Annotated in this window: 19 protein-coding genes, 1 tRNA gene and 1 pseudogene; 17 read left to right on the top strand and 4 right to left on the bottom strand. The window is 66.6% G+C overall.

Annotated elements, in window-relative coordinates; genetic code table 11:
• Positions 1-147 precede the first annotated feature (147 nt).
• The 17 genes and pseudogenes from ACN6PJ_RS15725 to ACN6PJ_RS15645 all read left to right on the top strand — a co-directional run bounded on the left by ACN6PJ_RS15725 (position 148) and on the right by ACN6PJ_RS15645 (position 13195).
• Entirely contained in the window at positions 148-297 is a 150-nt protein-coding gene (locus tag ACN6PJ_RS15725; RefSeq protein WP_427996779.1) for a hypothetical protein, read from the top strand.
• Positions 298-311: 14 nt separating this feature from the next.
• Positions 312-1115 (top strand): RecB family exonuclease, encoded by an 804-nt coding sequence (locus ACN6PJ_RS15720; protein ID WP_427996778.1) that lies wholly within the window; start codon positions 312-314, stop codon positions 1113-1115.
• 15 nt (positions 1116-1130) lie between these two features.
• Complete coding sequence (locus tag ACN6PJ_RS15715; protein ID WP_088448381.1) at positions 1131-1352, top strand: hypothetical protein; 222 nt, start codon at positions 1131-1133, stop codon at positions 1350-1352.
• Positions 1353-1354: 2 nt separating this feature from the next.
• Positions 1355-2572, top strand: a complete 1218-nt coding sequence (locus ACN6PJ_RS15710; RefSeq protein ID WP_427996777.1) for a recombinase RecT — start codon at positions 1355-1357, stop codon at positions 2570-2572.
• A gap of 12 nt (positions 2573-2584) precedes the next feature.
• A pseudogene (locus ACN6PJ_RS15705) lies at positions 2585-3478 on the top strand (recombination-associated protein RdgC); the annotation flags it as partial.
• Positions 3458-3739 (top strand): DNA translocase FtsK, encoded by a 282-nt coding sequence (locus ACN6PJ_RS15700; protein ID WP_427996937.1) that lies wholly within the window; start codon positions 3458-3460, stop codon positions 3737-3739. The pseudogene ACN6PJ_RS15705 and the gene ACN6PJ_RS15700, both read left to right, overlap by 21 nt.
• A gap of 9 nt (positions 3740-3748) precedes the next feature.
• Positions 3749-5530, top strand: coding sequence for an AAA family ATPase (locus ACN6PJ_RS15695; protein ID WP_427996776.1), 1782 nt, complete (start codon positions 3749-3751; stop codon positions 5528-5530).
• Between the two features lie 14 nt (positions 5531-5544).
• On the top strand, positions 5545-6186 hold the full coding sequence (locus tag ACN6PJ_RS15690) for a 3'-5' exonuclease (protein ID WP_427996775.1): 642 nt from the start codon (positions 5545-5547) through the stop codon (positions 6184-6186).
• A 94-nt stretch (positions 6187-6280) separates the two neighbouring features.
• Complete coding sequence (locus tag ACN6PJ_RS15685; protein ID WP_427996774.1) at positions 6281-6694, top strand: hypothetical protein; 414 nt, start codon at positions 6281-6283, stop codon at positions 6692-6694.
• Positions 6691-7425, top strand: coding sequence for a hypothetical protein (locus ACN6PJ_RS15680; RefSeq protein ID WP_427996773.1), 735 nt, complete (start codon positions 6691-6693; stop codon positions 7423-7425). Before ACN6PJ_RS15685 ends, ACN6PJ_RS15680 begins: the two co-directional genes overlap by 4 nt.
• On the top strand, positions 7422-7811 hold the full coding sequence (locus tag ACN6PJ_RS15675) for a VVA0879 family protein (protein ID WP_427996772.1): 390 nt from the start codon (positions 7422-7424) through the stop codon (positions 7809-7811). Before ACN6PJ_RS15680 ends, ACN6PJ_RS15675 begins: the two co-directional genes overlap by 4 nt.
• The gene (locus tag ACN6PJ_RS15670) at positions 7804-7953 is read left to right on the top strand and encodes a hypothetical protein (protein WP_427996771.1); all 150 of its coding nucleotides are present in this window, start codon (positions 7804-7806) and stop codon (positions 7951-7953) included. The genes ACN6PJ_RS15675 and ACN6PJ_RS15670 overlap by 8 nt, the downstream gene beginning before the upstream one ends.
• On the top strand, positions 7946-8158 hold the full coding sequence (locus ACN6PJ_RS15665; RefSeq protein WP_427996770.1) for a hypothetical protein: 213 nt from the start codon (positions 7946-7948) through the stop codon (positions 8156-8158). The genes ACN6PJ_RS15670 and ACN6PJ_RS15665 overlap by 8 nt, the downstream gene beginning before the upstream one ends.
• Positions 8151-10115: a hypothetical protein gene (locus tag ACN6PJ_RS15660; RefSeq protein ID WP_427996769.1), complete on the top strand. Its 1965-nt coding sequence runs from the start codon at positions 8151-8153 to the stop codon at positions 10113-10115. The genes ACN6PJ_RS15665 and ACN6PJ_RS15660 overlap by 8 nt, the downstream gene beginning before the upstream one ends.
• Positions 10108-11124 carry a phage Gp37/Gp68 family protein gene (locus ACN6PJ_RS15655; RefSeq protein ID WP_427996768.1) on the top strand — a complete coding sequence of 339 codons (1017 nt, stop codon included), beginning with the start codon at positions 10108-10110 and terminating at the stop codon, positions 11122-11124. Before ACN6PJ_RS15660 ends, ACN6PJ_RS15655 begins: the two co-directional genes overlap by 8 nt.
• A complete protein-coding gene (locus ACN6PJ_RS15650; RefSeq protein WP_427996767.1) occupies positions 11121-11786 on the top strand; it encodes a hypothetical protein in 666 nt (221 codons plus the stop codon). The genes ACN6PJ_RS15655 and ACN6PJ_RS15650 overlap by 4 nt, the downstream gene beginning before the upstream one ends.
• A gap of 260 nt (positions 11787-12046) precedes the next feature.
• Positions 12047-13195 carry a tyrosine-type recombinase/integrase gene (locus ACN6PJ_RS15645; RefSeq protein ID WP_427996766.1) on the top strand — a complete coding sequence of 383 codons (1149 nt, stop codon included), beginning with the start codon at positions 12047-12049 and terminating at the stop codon, positions 13193-13195.
• Between the two features lie 85 nt (positions 13196-13280).
• On the opposite strand, the gene ACN6PJ_RS15640 is transcribed toward ACN6PJ_RS15645, so the two are convergent.
• The 4 genes from ACN6PJ_RS15640 to pheT all read right to left on the bottom strand — a co-directional run bounded on the left by ACN6PJ_RS15640 (position 13281) and on the right by pheT (position 16789).
• Positions 13281-13357: transfer RNA gene (locus tag ACN6PJ_RS15640), tRNA-Pro, on the bottom strand.
• A 177-nt stretch (positions 13358-13534) separates the two neighbouring features.
• Positions 13535-13969: a MerR family transcriptional regulator gene (locus ACN6PJ_RS15635; RefSeq protein WP_427996765.1), complete on the bottom strand. Its 435-nt coding sequence runs from the start codon at positions 13967-13969 to the stop codon at positions 13535-13537.
• A 57-nt stretch (positions 13970-14026) separates the two neighbouring features.
• The gene (locus ACN6PJ_RS15630; protein WP_043545232.1) at positions 14027-14368 is read right to left on the bottom strand and encodes an integration host factor subunit alpha; all 342 of its coding nucleotides are present in this window, start codon (positions 14366-14368) and stop codon (positions 14027-14029) included.
• 3 nt (positions 14369-14371) lie between these two features.
• Complete coding sequence (gene pheT / locus ACN6PJ_RS15625; RefSeq protein WP_427996764.1) at positions 14372-16789, bottom strand: phenylalanine--tRNA ligase subunit beta; 2418 nt, start codon at positions 16787-16789, stop codon at positions 14372-14374.
• Positions 16790-16800: the final 11 nt, after the last annotated feature.

Here is a 16800-nt window from a genome sequence, read left to right as displayed (position 1 = left end):
GGCCGACCGCGCCCGTGGTTGGGCCCGCTTCTGCTCGAAGTCCTGCAAGGCGCGAAAACAGGAGGCCCGCACCGGGCAGCACCGCGACTATCTGGCGCACCGCGCCGGCGAAGAGTGCTTCCCCTCGCCCGCCGAAGGGGACGTTCAATGATCCGCCGCCTCCTCACCGCCCTCGATCGCGACCAGGTCGTCGCCATTCTCGTCGCCCTCGGCGTCGTCTTCGCCTACGGCGAGGTCCAGCAGGCAGAAGAAGCCGCCACCCTCGCCGCCGGCGCCCAGCAGCAGGCCTCCAAATGACCGGAGCCACCACCATGGAACCCAACGTTTTCACCGTGCGCGCCTCCAGCTGGGGCCGCCTGTTCGACTGCGCCCACGCCTGGGAGGGCACGCACATCCTGGGGATGAAGAAGCCCGCCGGCATGCGCGCCCTGCTGGGCACGGCCGTCCACGCCGGCACCGCCGCCTATGACCTGGCCCGCCTGGAGGGGAACCCCTGCACACCCGACGAGGCCGCCGACGTGCTGGTCGACGAGCTGCACAACCCGGCCTACGAGGTCGACCACGCCCAGGATGGCCTGACGCTGGCGACCGCCGAGCGCATCGCGCTGACCGCCCTGGTGAAGTACTGCGCTGACGTCGCCCCCCGATTCACGTACATCGACGTCGAAACGAAGCTGGACCCGCTGGATATCGACTGCGGCCGCGGCATGGTCGTGCGCCTGACCGGCACCATGGACCGCGCGCGGGTCGCCGAAACCGAGGGTGGCATCGTCATCCCCGACGTCAAGACCGGCTTGCGCGTGATCCAGGACGGCCAGGCCGTCACGCAGGGCCGCGCCCCGCAGACGGGGACCTACCAGCTCATGTACGAGCAGACCAAGAAGGTGCGCACGGTCGGCTCCCAGATCATCGCGCTGTCCACCGGCGCCACCGCCGCCGCCGCCGTCAGCCCAGTTTTCGACGCGCGCCGCGTCATGGTCGGCGAGCCCGACCAGCCCGGCCTGATCGAGCATGCCGCGGCGATGTTCCGCTCCGGCCTCTTCCCCCCGAACCCCTCCAGCGTCCTGTGCAGCCAGAAGTACTGCGCACGCTGGTCCACCTGCCTTTTCCGATAACCAGAGGAGCCCCGCATGTCCCTCCACCCCGTCAGCCGCGACGTGTACGTCCGGCGCACCGACCAGGCCGGAAAAACGGTCGTCACCCAGCACCTGGCCTGGGATCCGGCCTCGTTCTTGGTCAGCCAGGTCAAGCAGTACGACCGCGAAGCCAAGCCCGAGGACCGCCAGATCGTCGGCATGGCAACGGCCGCCGAGTATCAGGCCTATCGCAACCAGCAGAAGAAAGGACATTGATCATGACGCAGCAACAATCCTCCTCCATTGGCGATCTGCAGAAGACCGGCGAGCCCACCAAGAACCCGCTCGCGGCCTTCAGCCACTTCATGGACCGCTTCAAGCCGCAGCTCGCGCTGGCGCTGCCCAAGCACCTGACGCCCGATCGTATGGCGCGCCTGACGCTCACTGCCTTCAGCAGCAGCCCCCAGCTGCAGAACTGCGACCATCGATCCATTGCGGCTTCGATCATGACTGCCGGCCAGTTGGGCCTGGAGCCGGGCGTCAACGGCCAGGGGTTCCTCGTTCCCTACGGCCGGACGTGCACCTTCGTCCCCGGCTGGAAAGGGCTGGTGGACCTGGTGGCTCGTAGCGGCCGTGGCACGGTATTCACTGGCGTGATCTTCCGCGACCAGGACTACACCTTCACCGATGGCGCGCGCCGCGACCTCGTCATCCACAACGAAACGGACCTGGACGCGCCCGAAGACATTACGCACGCCTATGCCATCGGCTGGGTACGAGACGCCGCGATGCCCATCATCGAACTCTGGCGCGTGTCGAAGATCCAGAAGCACCGCGACAAATACAACAAGGTCGGCCGCAAGCACTACAGCTACCGCGATTGGGAAATGTACGCGCGAAAGGTCCCGCTCCTGCAGGTGATCAAGTACATGCCTTGCTCCATCGAGGTCGCCAACGCACTGGCGGTCAGCCACGCGGCAGAAGCGGGCCGCGGCGTCAATATCGAACAGGGCATCGTCATCGACATGGACACCGGCCGCCCTGTCGAGGAAGTGGACCAGGAAACCGGCGAAGTGATGCAGCAACCCGCCGGAAGCGCAGGCCGGTCGACTCGCACCACGCAATCCGACACCAGCTCCGCGAAGGCGCAAGCCGAGGCCGGTGACCTGGCGCAGGGCGCGGCAGCTGCCACCCCCGCTTCTCAGGCGCAGCAGGCCGACCAGCAGGGCGCCGATGCCGGCCTGGACCCCGCCAAGGTCGAGCACCAGATCCTGAACGCCAAGTCGCTCGACGTGCTGGACCTGGCCGCCGATTCCATCGACGGCGTGGCCGATCTTGGTGAGCGTTCCCGCCTACACCAGGTGTACCAGGAACGGCGCCTCGCCATGACGCGCCCGCAGCAGCCCGCCCAGCAGGACCTGCAGAGCCAGCAGGAGGTGCAAGCCCAGCAGCGCCCGGCCGGCACCACTCGCCGCCGCATGGCCGCGCCGGAATAAGGGGACGCCACCATGTTCAAGAACGCCAAGATCTACCGGCTCACGTCCGTCGGGCCCTTCTGGGACCTGGACGAGCTGAACGACAAGCTGGCCGCGCACGCCTTCGTGCCCGGCGGCCAGCTGGCGCTCCAGACGGTCGGCTGGGTGCCGCCGCGCGAGGGCGCCGACCTGGCCCATGCCGTCAGCGGCAAGATCATCCTGACGCTCCGCGTCGAATCCAAGCTGCTGCCCGGCAAGGCCATCAACCAGGCCACGGCGGCCCGGGCCCGCGAGATCGAAGAGCAGCAAGGCTACAAGCCGGGCCGCAAGCAGATGAAGGAGATCCGCGAGCTGATCATCGACGAGAAGCTGCCCACGGCGCTGACGCAGTATGACGATATCCGCCTGTGGATTGACCCGATCGAGCGCTGGCTCATCATCGATACCAGCACGCCGTCGAAGACGGACACGGTCATCGGCCTCCTGGCCAAGTCCATCGAACCGTTCCCGCTCGAGAACCTGTATGTCGCGATGTCGCCGACGTCCGCCATGACCGGCTGGCTGGCAGAGGACGAAGCGCCGGCCAACTTCAGCATTGACCAGGATGCCGAGCTGCGCGCTTCGGGAACAAGCGGCGCGACCATCCGCTACGTCAGGCACTCCATCGATGCTGCCGACGTTCGCCGCCATATCCAGTCCGGCAAGCAGTGCACGCGCCTGGCCATGACCTGGGCAGACAGGATCTCGTTCGAACTGACGGAAGACCTGGATGTCCGCAAGATTCGGCCGCTCGATGTGCTGAAGGAGAACCACCCCGCCGAGGACACCGACGCCGAGGTTTTCGACGCGGAATTCCTGCTCATGGCGAGCGAGATTGCCAAGCTGCTGGCCGAGCTCGTCTACGCCCTGGGCGGCGAGAAGCAGATTCCAGGATCCACGGCTGCGCCGACGGCGGGGCAACTGCCGCTCGCAGGTGGCGAAGACGGCGGCGACGCCGGCGACGTAATCGACCCGCTCTACACCGAGGCCGTAATGGTGGTGCGCAAGCACGGCCGCCCCTCAATTTCCCTCATCCAGCGTCACCTGCAGATCGGCTACAACCGCGCCGCCCACCTCCTGGAATCCATGGAACTGGCCGGCCTGGTGACGCCCATTCAGTCCAACGGCAGCCGCGAGCTGCGCGCCTAAGGAGCCGCCATGCGAATCAACCGCATCACAATCGAAAACTTCCAGGGCGTGCGCGCCGTCGATCTGGAGCTGCGCACGCCGGTGGCGCTGATCGCCGGCGCGAACGGCGCCGGGAAGTCCAGCATCGCCGAGGCCGTACGGCTGGCCCTGCTGGGCACGCCCGAGCGCGTCGGGCTCAAGAAAGAATTCGGAGCCCTGATCACCGATGGAGCGAAGGTCGGCGCCGTCGCGCTCGATCTGGACGACGGCACCGTCGGCATCAGCCTCCCCAAGGGCACCCAGTCCGGCGAGGCCCTGGTGCCCCAGTCCCCCGCCCTGCCCTTTGTTCTGGCGCCTGATCGCTTTGCCGCGGCCAAGCCCGACGAGCGCCGCACCCTGCTGTTCGCGCTGACGGGAACGAATGTGAAGGCCGACGAAATCGAGCGCCGGCTGCTTGTCCGAGGGTGCAGCCCTCTTCTTGTCCCGTCCATCAAGCCCATCTTGCGCGGCGGCTTCGGTGCCGGCGCCGAATATGCCAAGCAGCAAGCCACCGAAGCCAAGGGCGCGTGGAAGGCGGCCACTGGTGAGCAGTGGGGAAGCCAGAAGGCCGAAGGCTGGGCCGCTGACGTCCCGCACTTCGACCAGGCCGCCCTGGTGGGCGAGCGCGCCACCCTGGCCACCGTCGAAGCCAAGATCGAACAGGCGACCACCGCCCTGGGCGCCTTGCAGCAGAAGGCCACCCACTATGCGGACTGGCAGCATCAGCATTCGGCCCGCCAAGCCCAGGCCGCTAAGCTGCCGGCGCTGCGCCAGAAGCTGGAATTCGACCAGGCCGAGCACGCCAAGCTGGCCGAAAGTGTCGCCGCGATCGAGGCGAAGGCCGGCGCCGGGCCGAGAGTCGGCCTGGTGCACGCACTGGCGGAATGCTTGGGCGAGGCTTTCGACACGCTGGCCCACGATCATTTCTCGGTGGCCCTACACGGCAAGTCGCTCGTTGCCCTCACACAGTATGAGCATCAATTCGGCAAGATCGGTACTGTCGGCGACGCCGAGGCCTCCGCCGCGCTGCCCAAGGCTATCGAAGCCCGCGACCTGATGGCGCGCAGCGTCGAAAACGACCGCCGCGACATCGCTGCGGCTGAAGCGGCCACCGAGCAGCTGGGCGGGAACAGCCAGCCCGAAGCAATCGCGCCGGCCGACGTGGAAGCGGCGCGCGCGAAGGTGACGGCCCTGCGCGCCGAACAGAAGACGATCAACGAGCGCGTGCAGGCGCTGCTGAACGCCAAGCAGGCCGCCACCAGCGCCGCGGAACGCACGGCGAACGCCACGCGCTACCACGGCGACGTGCTGGCCTGGCTGGCCATCGGCGACGCCCTGTCGCCCGACGGCATCCCGGGCGAGCTCCTGGCCGAGGCTCTGCAGCCGTTCAACGCCAAGCTGGCCGAACTGGCCGAGTTGGCTGGTTGGCTCTCGCCTGCCGTCGCCGGCGACATGACCGTCACCTGGGGCGGCCGGCCCTACCGCCTGCTGTCGGAGTCGGAGCGCTGGCGCGTAGACGCCTTGATCGGCGCGGCGCTGGCGGAAATCTCCGGCCTGCGCTGCCTGGTGCTGGACCGCTTCGACTGCCTCGATCTGCCCGGCCGCGGCGACGCGCTGGGAATGCTCGACGCCCTGGGCGCCGACGGCCACCTGGACACCATCCTGGTGCTGGGAACGCTCAAGGCAGCGCCGCCGGCCCCTTCCGATGCCTTTACCACCTTCTGGATTGAAAACGGCACCACCGAACAGCAGCAGCTGCGCGCCGCCGCCTGAACGAGGACCTACACATGAACACGAAGCTCTTCTACGACTCCGAAACCACCGGCCTGCCCCTGTTCAAGGATCCGTCCGACCACCCCGGCCAGCCGCACATCGTCCAACTGGCGGCGGCTCTGGTTGACATGGACAGCCGCGAAGTGATCGCCAGCATGGACGTCATTGTCCGCCCCGATGGCTGGATCATCCCGGACGAGGTCGCTGCCGTCCACGGCATCACCACGGAACACGCCGCGGCCGTCGGCGTGCCGGAATCCCTGGCACTGTCCATGTTCTTGGAGCTTTGGGCAGGACGTCCGCGTATCGCCCACAACGAGCAGTTCGACGCCCGCATCATCCGGATTGCCCAGCACCGCGCTGGTGAGCTCGAAAGCGAGCTGGAGCGCTGGAAAGGCGGCACCACCGAATGCACGGCGCGCATGGCTACTCCCATCGTGAAATGCCCGCCCACGGCCAAGATGCTGGCCGCCGGCCGGAATCACTACAAGACGCCCAACCTGGCCGAGGCCGTGCAGTTCTTCACCGGAAAGCCCCTGGAGAACGCCCACAGCGCCATGGCCGATGTTCGCGGCTGCATGGACGTGTACTTCGGGATCCAGGACATGCGCAACGGCGCGCCCGGCGCGTTGGTTGACGCCGAGTTGGCGGATTGAGGAGGCAGCCATGCACGCCTACATGAACCGCCGTGATCGCCGCTTGGCGCTGCGCATCGAAGGTCGCCGGCCCCGGCGGCCGGCACGTCACGAGATGCGCCCCAAAGCCTCGCCCATGATCGTCGGCGCGGAAATCGTCATGCGCCCGCTAGAGCAGCTTTTCGACGAACTGGACCGCACCGGCAAGGTGACGGTGAATTCCCGCGGGTTCCCCGAGTTCCTTGCCTGCGACGGTCACTGGTACGAGGCCGCGCCCGCGATCGAGGGCCTAATCTGGCACTTCGAAATGTGGTGCACCCGGCACCGCAAGGAGTTGCCCCTGCAGCCGCTGCGTGAGCTGCACATCGCGCTGCACTACCTGGTACCCGTCCAGGAATCCACCATCGACGCGCTGCGCCAGGCCCTGCCGGTCCTGCGCCGCGTCATCGCCCTGGGCTTGCCCGAGGACCAGGTGGACTTGCTCCAGCAGACCAGGATCAAGGCCGAACTGGAGGGACCGCGCGCATGAACAAGCCTGCTACCACCTGGCAGCTGGTCCCGGCTGCCCCCACCCAGGACTGGACCAACGCATTCGCCGCGCGCGGCCCGCGCATCGGGACGTTCGACACCACCATCCGCGACGTACTGGCCACCGCGCCGGCGCCCGGCGTTGACGTGCTGCAGGATCTGCTTGCCGTCCACGCATCGCTGGCGTTCCTGCCTCCCGCCGACGCGGCTATCGCCGCGCTGGAACGCATCATCGGCATGCTGAGTGCCGAAGCCAAGCACTCGCCGGCCGCTCAGGGCGATCAGCACGACGACCAGCGACGGGAAGCCGTCATGGAAGCGATCGCTGCGGCCCTGGGCGAGGCCTACGACTGCACGCGCACCTGGTCGGCCTGGAGCCACGGCACCATGGGGCCGGACGATTTCGCGCTCGTCGCGGAGGATTCCGACCGTCTGGCAGAATTGGCTGATGCGGCTATCGCCGCGATGTGCGCTGCTCCCGCTGCGGGCGATGCGCCCGCCACCGTATCGCTCGTAACCCGCCAGGGGCCGGGCCAGCAACTGTTCACGTACACGTCGCAACCTTGCGACAACGTTATCGCATGGCGGATTGGGGAGGCTTGCACCAAAGCCAGTCTGGCGTCGGCCGGCGATTACATCGACCGCGGCCTGGTCCTATTGAAAGCACTTCAGGCCAAGGGCTATGGGATCGCCGCCATTGCCGCTCCGCAGGACAACGGGGGTGCAGCATGAAGCGCATGACCCTCGAAGAGTTTCACGCCGCGTGTAAGGCCCAAGCCAGCAGCGGCGAACTGACGACGGTGAAGTGCCCTATGTGCGGCACGTTGCAGAACGGCCTCGACTTCATCGCTGCGGGCGCCGGCAAAGATTGGGGCGACGTAGCGCGCCATGTCGGCGTCGACTGTGTCGGACGCTTCACTGGTGCCGGATCGCCCCGAAAGGAGCCGGACGGCAAGCCCTGCAACTGGAGCCTGGGCGGCCTGTTCAAGACCCACCGCCTGGTCGTGGTCACGCCCGACGGCATCGAGCATCCGCATTTCCAGCTTGCCAGCCCGGAGGAAGCGGCAGCGCACAACGCTGCCCAGCAGCTCGCGCGGCAGGGAGGCGAGCATGCGTAAAAGCCATTCCACCATCGAGGCGATGCTCAAGCACGCTCGCAAGCGCATGCAGCAGCGCGCGGGCAAGCCGCTGGCAAAGCACGCCCGCGAGACGATGCCGCGCCGACGTGAACGCGACCAGGACGAGGGATCCCATGGCTGACCTGCCCTCGATCCCGTACCCCCTCGCCCATCAGGACGCCGCCGGCAGAACCTGGCACCCCTACGAGGTCCAGTTCACCAGCCCGGACGGCACCTACGCCTGCCACATCTACGCGATCAGCGACGACCACGCCCGCCTCCAGCTTGATGCCCTCAAGGAGAACGGGAAGCTGATCGGCCAGACCATTGAGGTGAACGATGCCTGATACCACCAACACCTCCCCCGCGCAGCCCGTGCTGACGGACGACCAGATTGAAGCCCTGGCGAAAAAGCACATCGCGCCCCACGCAGGCCGCCTGGACGCGATCATGACCAACCCCGTGCCGTATCAGCAGACCGAGCAATTCCGCCGCGTGAAGGCGCTGATCGTGGACGTTCTGTCCAACCTGCGCGCGCCTGTAGCCGATGAGCGGTCGGTGTTCAATCTAGCCATCGAGGCGGCCGGGAAAGTAATTCCGGCCTACGGCAAGCGCGGCGACATGATCGCGCTCTATGCCGACCAACTAGCGGCGGTAGCTTCCCTGGCAAGCGCCCCTAACACGATCCCCACGCAAGACTGCATCCGATGGCAGGCCGGCGCGTGGGACATGACGCTGACGGAGGTCATGGTTGATGGTCGGCGCTGGTATCGCGAAGACGACCCGAAGTTGGCAAGCGCCCCTGTAACGCACTATGAATGCGGACGCAGCAACGGCGACGGCACATATGAGGCCGTGCCTGTGCGCGCCCCTATAGCCGATGAAACGTACACGGACGAAAACGGCACGGTATGGACGCGCCCCACGGCATGGGCCTACGCGCAGGTATGCAAGGCCCGCGACAAATGGCAGGCAGCGGCGAGCGCCCCTGTAGCCGGGGAGGCGCAGGAGCACTACGACGAGGTGAAAGCCACGTTGCAGGGCGCGCATCGCATCATGGAAGGCGTCTCCGCCATCGAGCGCCGAGCCGGCCCTATCGGATCGCACGCTCGCGGCTACACCCACAAGATCACCAACGCCCTGCGCCACCTGGACGCGCTCTATGCCGCGCCCCAGGCCAGCGCTGAGCAGCTCGTGCGGTACTGCCCAGGCTGCGGCAGCATCGGGCCGGTAGAGGAAAAGTACCGCGACTGCTGCCCCGATGGCGACGAGGCTCGCATGATCCCCGCAGCGCTCGCGGAGAAGTGCCGCGACACATTCAACATCGCGGTGAAGGCCATGCTGACGGATGCGGCGGCAAATGACAGTACCGCACCCCAGGCCAGCGAGGCGGTGTCCATGGAAGACTTGAAAGCGATAGCACGGGAAGTGACTGCCGACAGTGCCGCGATCCGAGCCGAAGAGCGCAATGCGGCGCTAGAGGAAGCGGCCGGCTTGCTGGACGACAATCGGGAGACGTGGCTTGTCGGCCGCGCCGCCCAGGAGATCCGGAACCAGAAATCCGCGCCCCAGGCAGGCAAGCCCGACTTCGCAGACGTCTACGAGGGCGCCCGCGAGGATCTGGCGATCTGGAAACGGCGCGCCCTGGAAGCCGAGCGCGACTTACGCGCAGAGCGGGAAACGTCGTCCCGCCTCGTTGCGGCTCTGAACGCCGAGAACGGCCCGACGCACATGGGAGAACCCGCGCCCCAGGCCAGCGAGGCGGACGTTCCCACCATGGCAAGCTCCGTCATCAATGACGCCTGCTGGAAGTTCGTCGAGACCATGCCGCATCAACTGCCCGGCCCAGTCTTCAACGATTTGAAGCCCGCGCTGTATGCGGCGGTGTGCCATGTCCTGGCCGAGCTCCGACAGCGCGCCCGGACCAGCATCGACCTGGACGCCGCCGCAAAAGCGCTGGCCGAGCGCATGGACTATCCCTGGGTGGAAATGCCCGAACAGGGACGTGCCCATATGCGGGAGCATGCGCAGTCCGTGGTCAACGCCGCCCTGTCCGGTCCGCCCGCACCCCAGACCGAAGCGCCTCGCGATGATCAGTGGACTCCTGAGCAGATGGCGGCAATCAAGGGCCGAGGCCCGGCTGAGCCGCTCAAGATCCCACTGGTTCCGTTCACCTACCCAGTCCCTGATGAGGTCGCCGATCCTTGCCCCCAATGCGTGTCAGGCGCGGTATGCAAGAAGCCGACCTGCGGCAGGCTGGCCGCATCTACCCAGTCCACTGAGGACGGAGGCAGAAATGGCTGAGAACTCCAAGATCGAGTGGACCGACCACACGTTCAACCCGTGGGAAGGTTGTCAGAAGGTCGGGCCCGGCTGCGATCACTGCTACGCCGAAACGCGCAATGCCCGCTTCGGCGGCGGCCAGGCCGTGAACTGGGGGCCGGGCGCGCCGCGCCGGCGCACCAGCGCCGCCAACTGGCGCCGGCCACCGGCATGGAACGCCACCCCGTTCTATGCGTGCAGCAACTGCGGGTGGCGCGGTTCATTCGCCACCCGTCACCAGCCTGGGGCGCTTCGCTTCTTCCAATGTCCGGAGTGCGATGCTGATGCCCACCCTGCACGCCAGCGCGTGTTCTGCGCCAGCCTGGCCGACGTGTTCGACAACGCCGTGGACCCGGCCTGGCGCCGCGACCTTTTCGACCTGATTGAGCTGACGCCGAATCTGGACTGGCTGCTGCTGACGAAACGCATCGGCAACGTGGCGCGCATGCTGCCCACCCATGACTGGGCCGCGCGCGGCAATGTCTGGCTGGGTGCCACTATCGTGAACCAGGCCGAAGCCGACCGCGACATGCCCAAGCTGCTGGCCGTGCCGGCGCGGCGGCGCTTCCTCAGCATGGAGCCGCTGTTGGGGCCGGTAGACCTGGGGCGCGCGTCGAGGTTGGCCGCGTTCCACGCCAACGAGGTGCTGGATTGGGTGATTGTCGGCCGCGAAAGCGGCCGCGCAGCTCGCCCGATGAATCCGGCATGGGTCTACAGCCTTAGGGATCAGTGCCAGACGGCAGGTATTCCTTTCCTGTTCAAGCAATGGGGTGAGTGGGGCCGCGCCGGTGTACACGCGTCCGGCCAGCCAGGTCGGTACGCGCTCGCGCCGCGTGAAGGGTGGTTTAGCGAGGGAGCGCCCACGCCGACGGAAATGGAACGGTACCCGCGGCAATACCTGGCCTTCGGCTCCGACGTGGTCGAGCGCGTAGGCAAGGCCGCTGCGGGCCGCCTGCTGGATGGCCGGGAATGGAACGAGGTGCCGCGATGAAAGAGAGCCCCATCATCTTCAACGGCGCAATGGTCCGCGCCGTGCTGGCCGGCGACAAGACGCAAACCCGACGCGTAGTGAAGATTCCAGGCATCATGCCCGGCACCAGCTATGCAATAACAAGTCCCGACGAAGAGATCCTTCGATTCGACGATGGGACATTCCACTACCTTTCGACGGCGGCCCTTTCTGGGCCATATCCGTGCCCCTACGGCCAGCCCGGCGACCGGCTGTGGGTGCGGGAATCGGTCCGCGCAGAAGAACTATCCACCGGCCTCGACGGCGTCCGCTATCTCGCCGACGACGCCTTCGTACCGATCGAGGACAGCAGTGCATCGGCGGATGCATGGCTGGCCCTGCACCATTACCGAGGGAAGCGCGGCGCGACGGTGCCGTCGATCCATATGCCGCGCTGGGCCTGCCGCCTCGTGCTGGAGGTTGCGCGCGTGCGCGTCGAACGGTTGCAGGCCATCAACCACGTGGACGCGCTTGCCGAGGGCGTCGGCCTGAATCCGTCCGCCGCGGATGTGTCCATGACCGTGCCGATCGGCGAATCGATGCCGCGCGTCATGTTCCGCGCGCTGTGGGAACAGATCAACGGCGCCGGCGCCTGGGACGCGAACCCCTGGGTCTGGGTGGTCGAATTTCGGAGGATCCGATAAATGTCCGACATTCCTCCGCGATTCATCCGAGTGGGCAAGGCACCGGCGTATCTGGCTATGTGCCGACGCGTGTTCGACAAGGATATCCGCCCTTTTCTGCGGGAAATCAGCATCGGAAAACAAGGTATTGCCTTTGATCGCAAGGAGCTCGACCTGGTCGCGGACGAGTATGCCGAGCGCAAGGCAATTGACAAGGCAGCACCTGCCGGCAACGATAGCCCACGCAGCGAGCGCCGCCATAGCCAAGGAGCATCTAGCCTATGGGGCAGAAAACAATCACCGGCCTTACGCTCAAGGAAGGCGTCTGGCACATCGACAAGGTCGTCCGCGGGGTTGGCCGAATTCGAGGCAGCACTGGAACAAGCGTACGCGCAGAAGCGGAGCAATTCCTCTTCGCGCGCATCGTCGAAGCCCAGGCCGCGCACGCCGAGCAACGGGACCAGCGGCGCACCTTCCGCGACGCGGCCACCCGCTACCTAAAGGAGTACGCGCACCAACCATCAATCTGGCACACCGGCACCTACCTGAAGCAGCTCGACCCGTACATCGGCGAGCTGTATCTGGACGAGGTGGACGACGAGGCCTTGCAGCCCTATGTGGAGGACCGACTGGAGCTCGGGCGCGCGCCGCGCACCATCAACATCGCGCTGCAGCGCGTGGTCCGGGTCCTCAATGTCTGCGCGCGGAAATGGCGCGACGAGGACCGCAAGCCCTGGCTCAGCACCGTGCCGATGATCGAAATGCTCAGCGAGAAATCGCGTCGGCAGCCCTACCCGCTTTCATGGGAGGAGCAGGCCGTCCTATTCAAGGAGCTCCCGGATCACCTTCTGGCCATGGCCCTCTACAAGGTGAACACGGGCTGCCGCGAACAGGAGGTCTGCAAACTGAGGTGGGAGTGGGAGATAAAGGTGCCCCAACTGGAAACCAGCGTCTTTCTCATCCCCGCCGACTTCGGCGGCAGGTTTGAAGATTCGGGCGTCAAGAACGGCGAGGAGCGCCTAGTCGTGCTGAACGACGTGGCCAGATCGATCATTCGCAAGCAGCGCGGCCTGCATCCGGAGTGGGTTTTCCCCTACGAGGAACGGGCGCTGCACCGGATGAACGACACCGCATGGCGAAGCGCGCGCAAGCGCGCCGCGGAGAAGTGGAAGAAGCAGCACGGCGCGCCTGCTCATCCTGGTTTCGGCCGGGTGCGCGTACACGATCTGAAACACACCTTCGGGCGCCGTCTCCGCGCGGCCGACGTGCCGGAGGAAGATCGCAAGGCGCTGCTGGGCCATACGGACGGCAGCATCACCTCGCACTACTCGGCAGCCGATCTGGCCAAGCTGATCGAGTATGCGAACCGCATCGCGGCAACTGATACGCGCAGTCCGGCGTTGACGATGCTGAAGCGGCGGGCGGCTTGATTGTGGGGGGCAGTAAGTCCCCACAAAAGTCCCCACAATGAGAAAGGCCGTTAGTGAGTACTCTCACTAACGGCCTTGGAACTACTGGTCGGGACGGCGGGATTCGAACTCGCGACCCCTTGCACCCCATGCAAGTGCGCTACCAGGCTGCGCTACGCCCCGAAAGAAAAAGAGTATAGCAGAACAAAAAATTGTTTGCACGCATTCGTGCAAAAAAAGTGCTGAATACTCAAAAAAATTTGCGCCCCGTGTTCGTCGATCGCATCAAATGCATGCGGACGGCGGCGCGCGGGGCGCAAGGTATTGCCGTTGGCGACGCGCGACGCGCCGCGTTTGCTCTCAGGCAGCCGGCGTTGCGCTGGCGCTGCTTGCGGCGCCAGTTGTGTTGGCCGCGGTGCCCAGGGCTTCTGCCAGCATGGTCGAGACGTTGCCGAGCTCGTTGCGCAGGGCTTGCATCTCGGCGCCGGATAGACGCACGGCCGCGTCCTGGTCGTGCGGCACGTCGCGCGCGTCGCCCAGGCGATTGCGCGCGCCGCTGATCGTGAAGCCTTGTTCGTACAGCAAGGAACGGATGCGGCGGATCAGCAGCACTTCGTGATGCTGGTAATAACGGCGGTTGCCGCGCCGCTTCACCGGCTTGAGCTGCGTGAATTCCTGTTCCCAATACCGCAAGACATGGGGCTTGACGCCACACAGGTCGCTGACTTCACCGATGGTGAAGTAACGCTTGGCGGGGATGGGCGGTAAGGTGACGGTGGATTCTGTACGTGTCATAAGAGAATTTTATGCCGCGATACGTGGAGTGCCGATAACAATTACCGACAAAGCGTATCACTCCGCGGCGTCGTCGGATGCAGCAGGCACCGCCTGCTCCACCACGCTCTTGAGTTTCTGACTCGCATGGAACGTAACCACGCGGCGTGCGGCGATGGGAATGGTCTCGCCGGTCTTGGGATTGCGGCCCGGGCGCGGGGGTTTGTCGCGCACCTGGAAATTGCCGAAGCCCGAGAGCTTCACGGAATCTCCGCGCGCCAAGGCGTCGCGGATTTCCTCGAAGAAAGTATCGACGATGTCCTTGGCTTCGCGCTTGTTCAGGCCGACCCGCTCAAAGAGCAGTTCGGCCAGCTCGGCCTTGGTCAGGGTGCGTGGCTCGGCAAGCATACTGTTCCCCATGGTTCAAGCACGCTGGCGCGCGCCGTGCGCGGCCACCAAGGCATCCTTGATGCGCGCCAGGCAATCCGCTACCCGGGCTTCGTCCAGCGTGACCTCAGTGTCCTGTAGCCAGAACCGGAAAGCAAGGCTTTTCTCGGTCACGGGCTCGCCGCCCTGGGACTTCTCGCGCCACACGTCGAACAGTCGCACGTCCTGCACCACCGCCAGTTGCGGGTCCGCCTTGACGGCCGCCGCGACGGTATCCAGCATGGACTGCAGCGACACGTGCGCATCGACCCACAGGGCCAGGTCGCGCATTACCACCGGCTGGCGCGACAGCTCGCGCACTTGCGGCAGCTCGCCTTCCGACAGGATCTCGACGTCCAGCTCGAATACGACGGGCGCGTGCGCCAGGTCGGATTGCTGCGCCCAGCGCGGGTGCAGTTCGCCGATCCAGCCCGCGTGGCGGCCGTCGAGTTCGATGCGGGCGCTGCGGCCCGGATGCAGGGCGGGATGGGCGGCGGCCTCGAAACGCAGGCGGCCGCCGCGAATGCCGAACAGCGCCTCGACATCCATCTTCACGTCATAGAAGTCCACCTGGCGCGTCGGCACGCCCCACTGCTCTTCCGCTGCCGGCCCCCAGGCCGCGCCGGCCAGCCTCAGTGGCTGGCGTACGCCGGCCACTTCCAGCGGGCCGTCCTGTGCGGACGCGTCGCGCATGAACACGCGGCCCAGTTCGAACAGGCGCACGCGGGACTGCTTGCGGTTGGCGTTGTGGCGGATGTTGGCCACCAGGCCGCCGATCAGGCTGGAGCGCATGACCGACAGATGGCTCGCAATGGGATTGACCAGGCGGACCGGGTTGTCGTTACCGGCATAGTCGCGTTCCCAATCGGCCTCGACGAAGCTGTAGTTCACGACCTCCTGGTAGTCCTGCGCGGCGGTCAGGCGGCGCAGCGCATGGGCGCCGCGGCGGATCTCCGGCTGCGAGAACATCTTGGCGCGCGCCATCGGCGGCACGGCGGGAATGTTCTCGAAACCGTAGATACGGGCCACTTCCTCGATCAGGTCCTCTTCAAGCTCCAGGTCGAAGCGGTAGGACGGCGGCGTCACGATGAAGTCGTCGCCCTCTACCGCGTACTCCAGGCCCAGGCTGCCGAAGATCTTCGCGACGTCGGCCTGGGTGACCGGCACGCCCAGCACGCGATGACAGCGCGCCAGGCGCATGCGCACCGGCAGGCGCTTGGGCAGATTGACGATCTGGTCGTCCAGCGGACCGGCCTGGCCGCCGCAGATGTCGACGATCAGCCGCGTGATGAATTCGATGTGCTCGGGGATCGTGGCGAAGTCCACGCCGCGTTCGCCTCGGTGGCTCGCCTCGGAGCTGAACTTGTAGCGGCGCGCGCGGCCGGCCAGCGCTTCCGGCCACCAGAACGCGGCTTCCAGGTAGATGTTCTGCGTATCCAGCGTGACCGAGGTGGCCTCGCCGCCCATGATGCCGGCCAGGCTTTCGACCTGCTCGCCCGCGGCGACCACGCCAACCTTGGGATCCAGCGTCACGGTCTGGCCGTTCAGCAGTTCGAGGGTCTCGCCTTCGCGGGCCCAGCGCACGCAGAGGTCGCCCTGGATCTTGTCCAGGTCGAAAACGTGCGACGGGCGGCCCAGTTCGAGCATGACGTAGTTGGAAATGTCCACCAGCGCCGACAGCGAGCGCTGGCCGGCGCGTTCCAGCCGCGTCTTCATCCAGTCGGGCGTTGCCGCGCGGGCGTTGACGCCGCGGATCACCCGGCCGCCGAAACGGCCGCACAGGTCAGGCGCCTCGACCTTGACCGGCAGGCGTTCGTCCAGCGTCACGGGCACGGCGGCGGCCGTCGGCACCGACAGAGGCGCGCCGGTCAGGGCCGCAACCTCGCGCGCCACGCCCAGGATGGACAGGCAGTCCGCGCGGTTGGGCGTCATCTTCAAGGTGAAGAGCGTGTCGTCCAGGTCCAGCGCCTCGCGGATGGACTGGCCCGGCACCATGTCGGCAGGCAGTTCCAGCAGGCCGGCATGGTCTTGCGACAGGCCCAGTTCGCGCGCGGAGCACAGCATGCCCGACGATTGCACGCCGCGCATCTTGGCCACGCCGATCTTCATGCCGCCGGGCAGTTCCGCGCCCACGCGGGCCAGCGGCACGGTCAGGCCGGCCGCGGCGTTGGGCGCGCCGCATACGATCTGCAGGCGTTCGCCCGAGCCGTCGTCCACTTGACAGACGCGCAGCTTGTCCGCATCCGGATGCGGGGCGATTTCGACGATGCGAGCCACCACCACGCCCGAAAAAGCGGGCGCGGCGGGAACGGTGTCTTCGACTTCCAGGCCGGCCATCGTGAGCCGGTGCGCGAGTTCGTCGGTTGCGATCGGGGGATTGACCAGCGTACGCAGCCAGGATTCGGGAAATTGCATGATCAGCCGTG

The sequence above is a fragment of the Achromobacter sp. genome (assembly GCF_050285585.1).
Lineage (GTDB): Bacteria > Pseudomonadota > Gammaproteobacteria > Burkholderiales > Burkholderiaceae_B > Achromobacter.
Note: the sequence above shows the minus strand (reverse complement) of the source record. Positions and strands in the feature narration are given on the sequence as shown.

What these genes read in the sequence shown, in the direction of transcription:
- pheT (WP_427996764.1), bottom strand. Translation starts at nt 16,789, where the DNA reads ATGCAATTTCCCGAATCCTGGCTGCGTACGCTGGTCAATCCCCCGATC.
- ACN6PJ_RS15710 (WP_427996777.1), top strand. Translation starts at nt 1,355, where the DNA reads ATGACGCAGCAACAATCCTCCTCCATTGGCGATCTGCAGAAGACCGGC.
- ACN6PJ_RS15665 (WP_427996770.1), top strand. Translation starts at nt 7,946, where the DNA reads ATGGCTGACCTGCCCTCGATCCCGTACCCCCTCGCCCATCAGGACGCC.
- ACN6PJ_RS15670 (WP_427996771.1), top strand. Translation starts at nt 7,804, where the DNA reads ATGCGTAAAAGCCATTCCACCATCGAGGCGATGCTCAAGCACGCTCGC.
- ACN6PJ_RS15630 (WP_043545232.1), bottom strand. Translation starts at nt 14,368, where the DNA reads ATGGGGAACAGTATGCTTGCCGAGCCACGCACCCTGACCAAGGCCGAG.
- ACN6PJ_RS15650 (WP_427996767.1), top strand. Translation starts at nt 11,121, where the DNA reads ATGAAAGAGAGCCCCATCATCTTCAACGGCGCAATGGTCCGCGCCGTG.
- ACN6PJ_RS15690 (WP_427996775.1), top strand. Translation starts at nt 5,545, where the DNA reads ATGAACACGAAGCTCTTCTACGACTCCGAAACCACCGGCCTGCCCCTG.
- ACN6PJ_RS15695 (WP_427996776.1), top strand. Translation starts at nt 3,749, where the DNA reads ATGCGAATCAACCGCATCACAATCGAAAACTTCCAGGGCGTGCGCGCC.
- ACN6PJ_RS15720 (WP_427996778.1), top strand. Translation starts at nt 312, where the DNA reads ATGGAACCCAACGTTTTCACCGTGCGCGCCTCCAGCTGGGGCCGCCTG.
- ACN6PJ_RS15675 (WP_427996772.1), top strand. Translation starts at nt 7,422, where the DNA reads ATGAAGCGCATGACCCTCGAAGAGTTTCACGCCGCGTGTAAGGCCCAA.
- ACN6PJ_RS15655 (WP_427996768.1), top strand. Translation starts at nt 10,108, where the DNA reads ATGGCTGAGAACTCCAAGATCGAGTGGACCGACCACACGTTCAACCCG.
- ACN6PJ_RS15725 (WP_427996779.1), top strand. Translation starts at nt 148, where the DNA reads ATGATCCGCCGCCTCCTCACCGCCCTCGATCGCGACCAGGTCGTCGCC.
- ACN6PJ_RS15645 (WP_427996766.1), top strand. Translation starts at nt 12,047, where the DNA reads ATGGGGCAGAAAACAATCACCGGCCTTACGCTCAAGGAAGGCGTCTGG.
- ACN6PJ_RS15680 (WP_427996773.1), top strand. Translation starts at nt 6,691, where the DNA reads ATGAACAAGCCTGCTACCACCTGGCAGCTGGTCCCGGCTGCCCCCACC.
- ACN6PJ_RS15660 (WP_427996769.1), top strand. Translation starts at nt 8,151, where the DNA reads ATGCCTGATACCACCAACACCTCCCCCGCGCAGCCCGTGCTGACGGAC.
- ACN6PJ_RS15635 (WP_427996765.1), bottom strand. Translation starts at nt 13,969, where the DNA reads ATGACACGTACAGAATCCACCGTCACCTTACCGCCCATCCCCGCCAAG.
- ACN6PJ_RS15715 (WP_088448381.1), top strand. Translation starts at nt 1,131, where the DNA reads ATGTCCCTCCACCCCGTCAGCCGCGACGTGTACGTCCGGCGCACCGAC.
- ACN6PJ_RS15685 (WP_427996774.1), top strand. Translation starts at nt 6,281, where the DNA reads ATGCGCCCCAAAGCCTCGCCCATGATCGTCGGCGCGGAAATCGTCATG.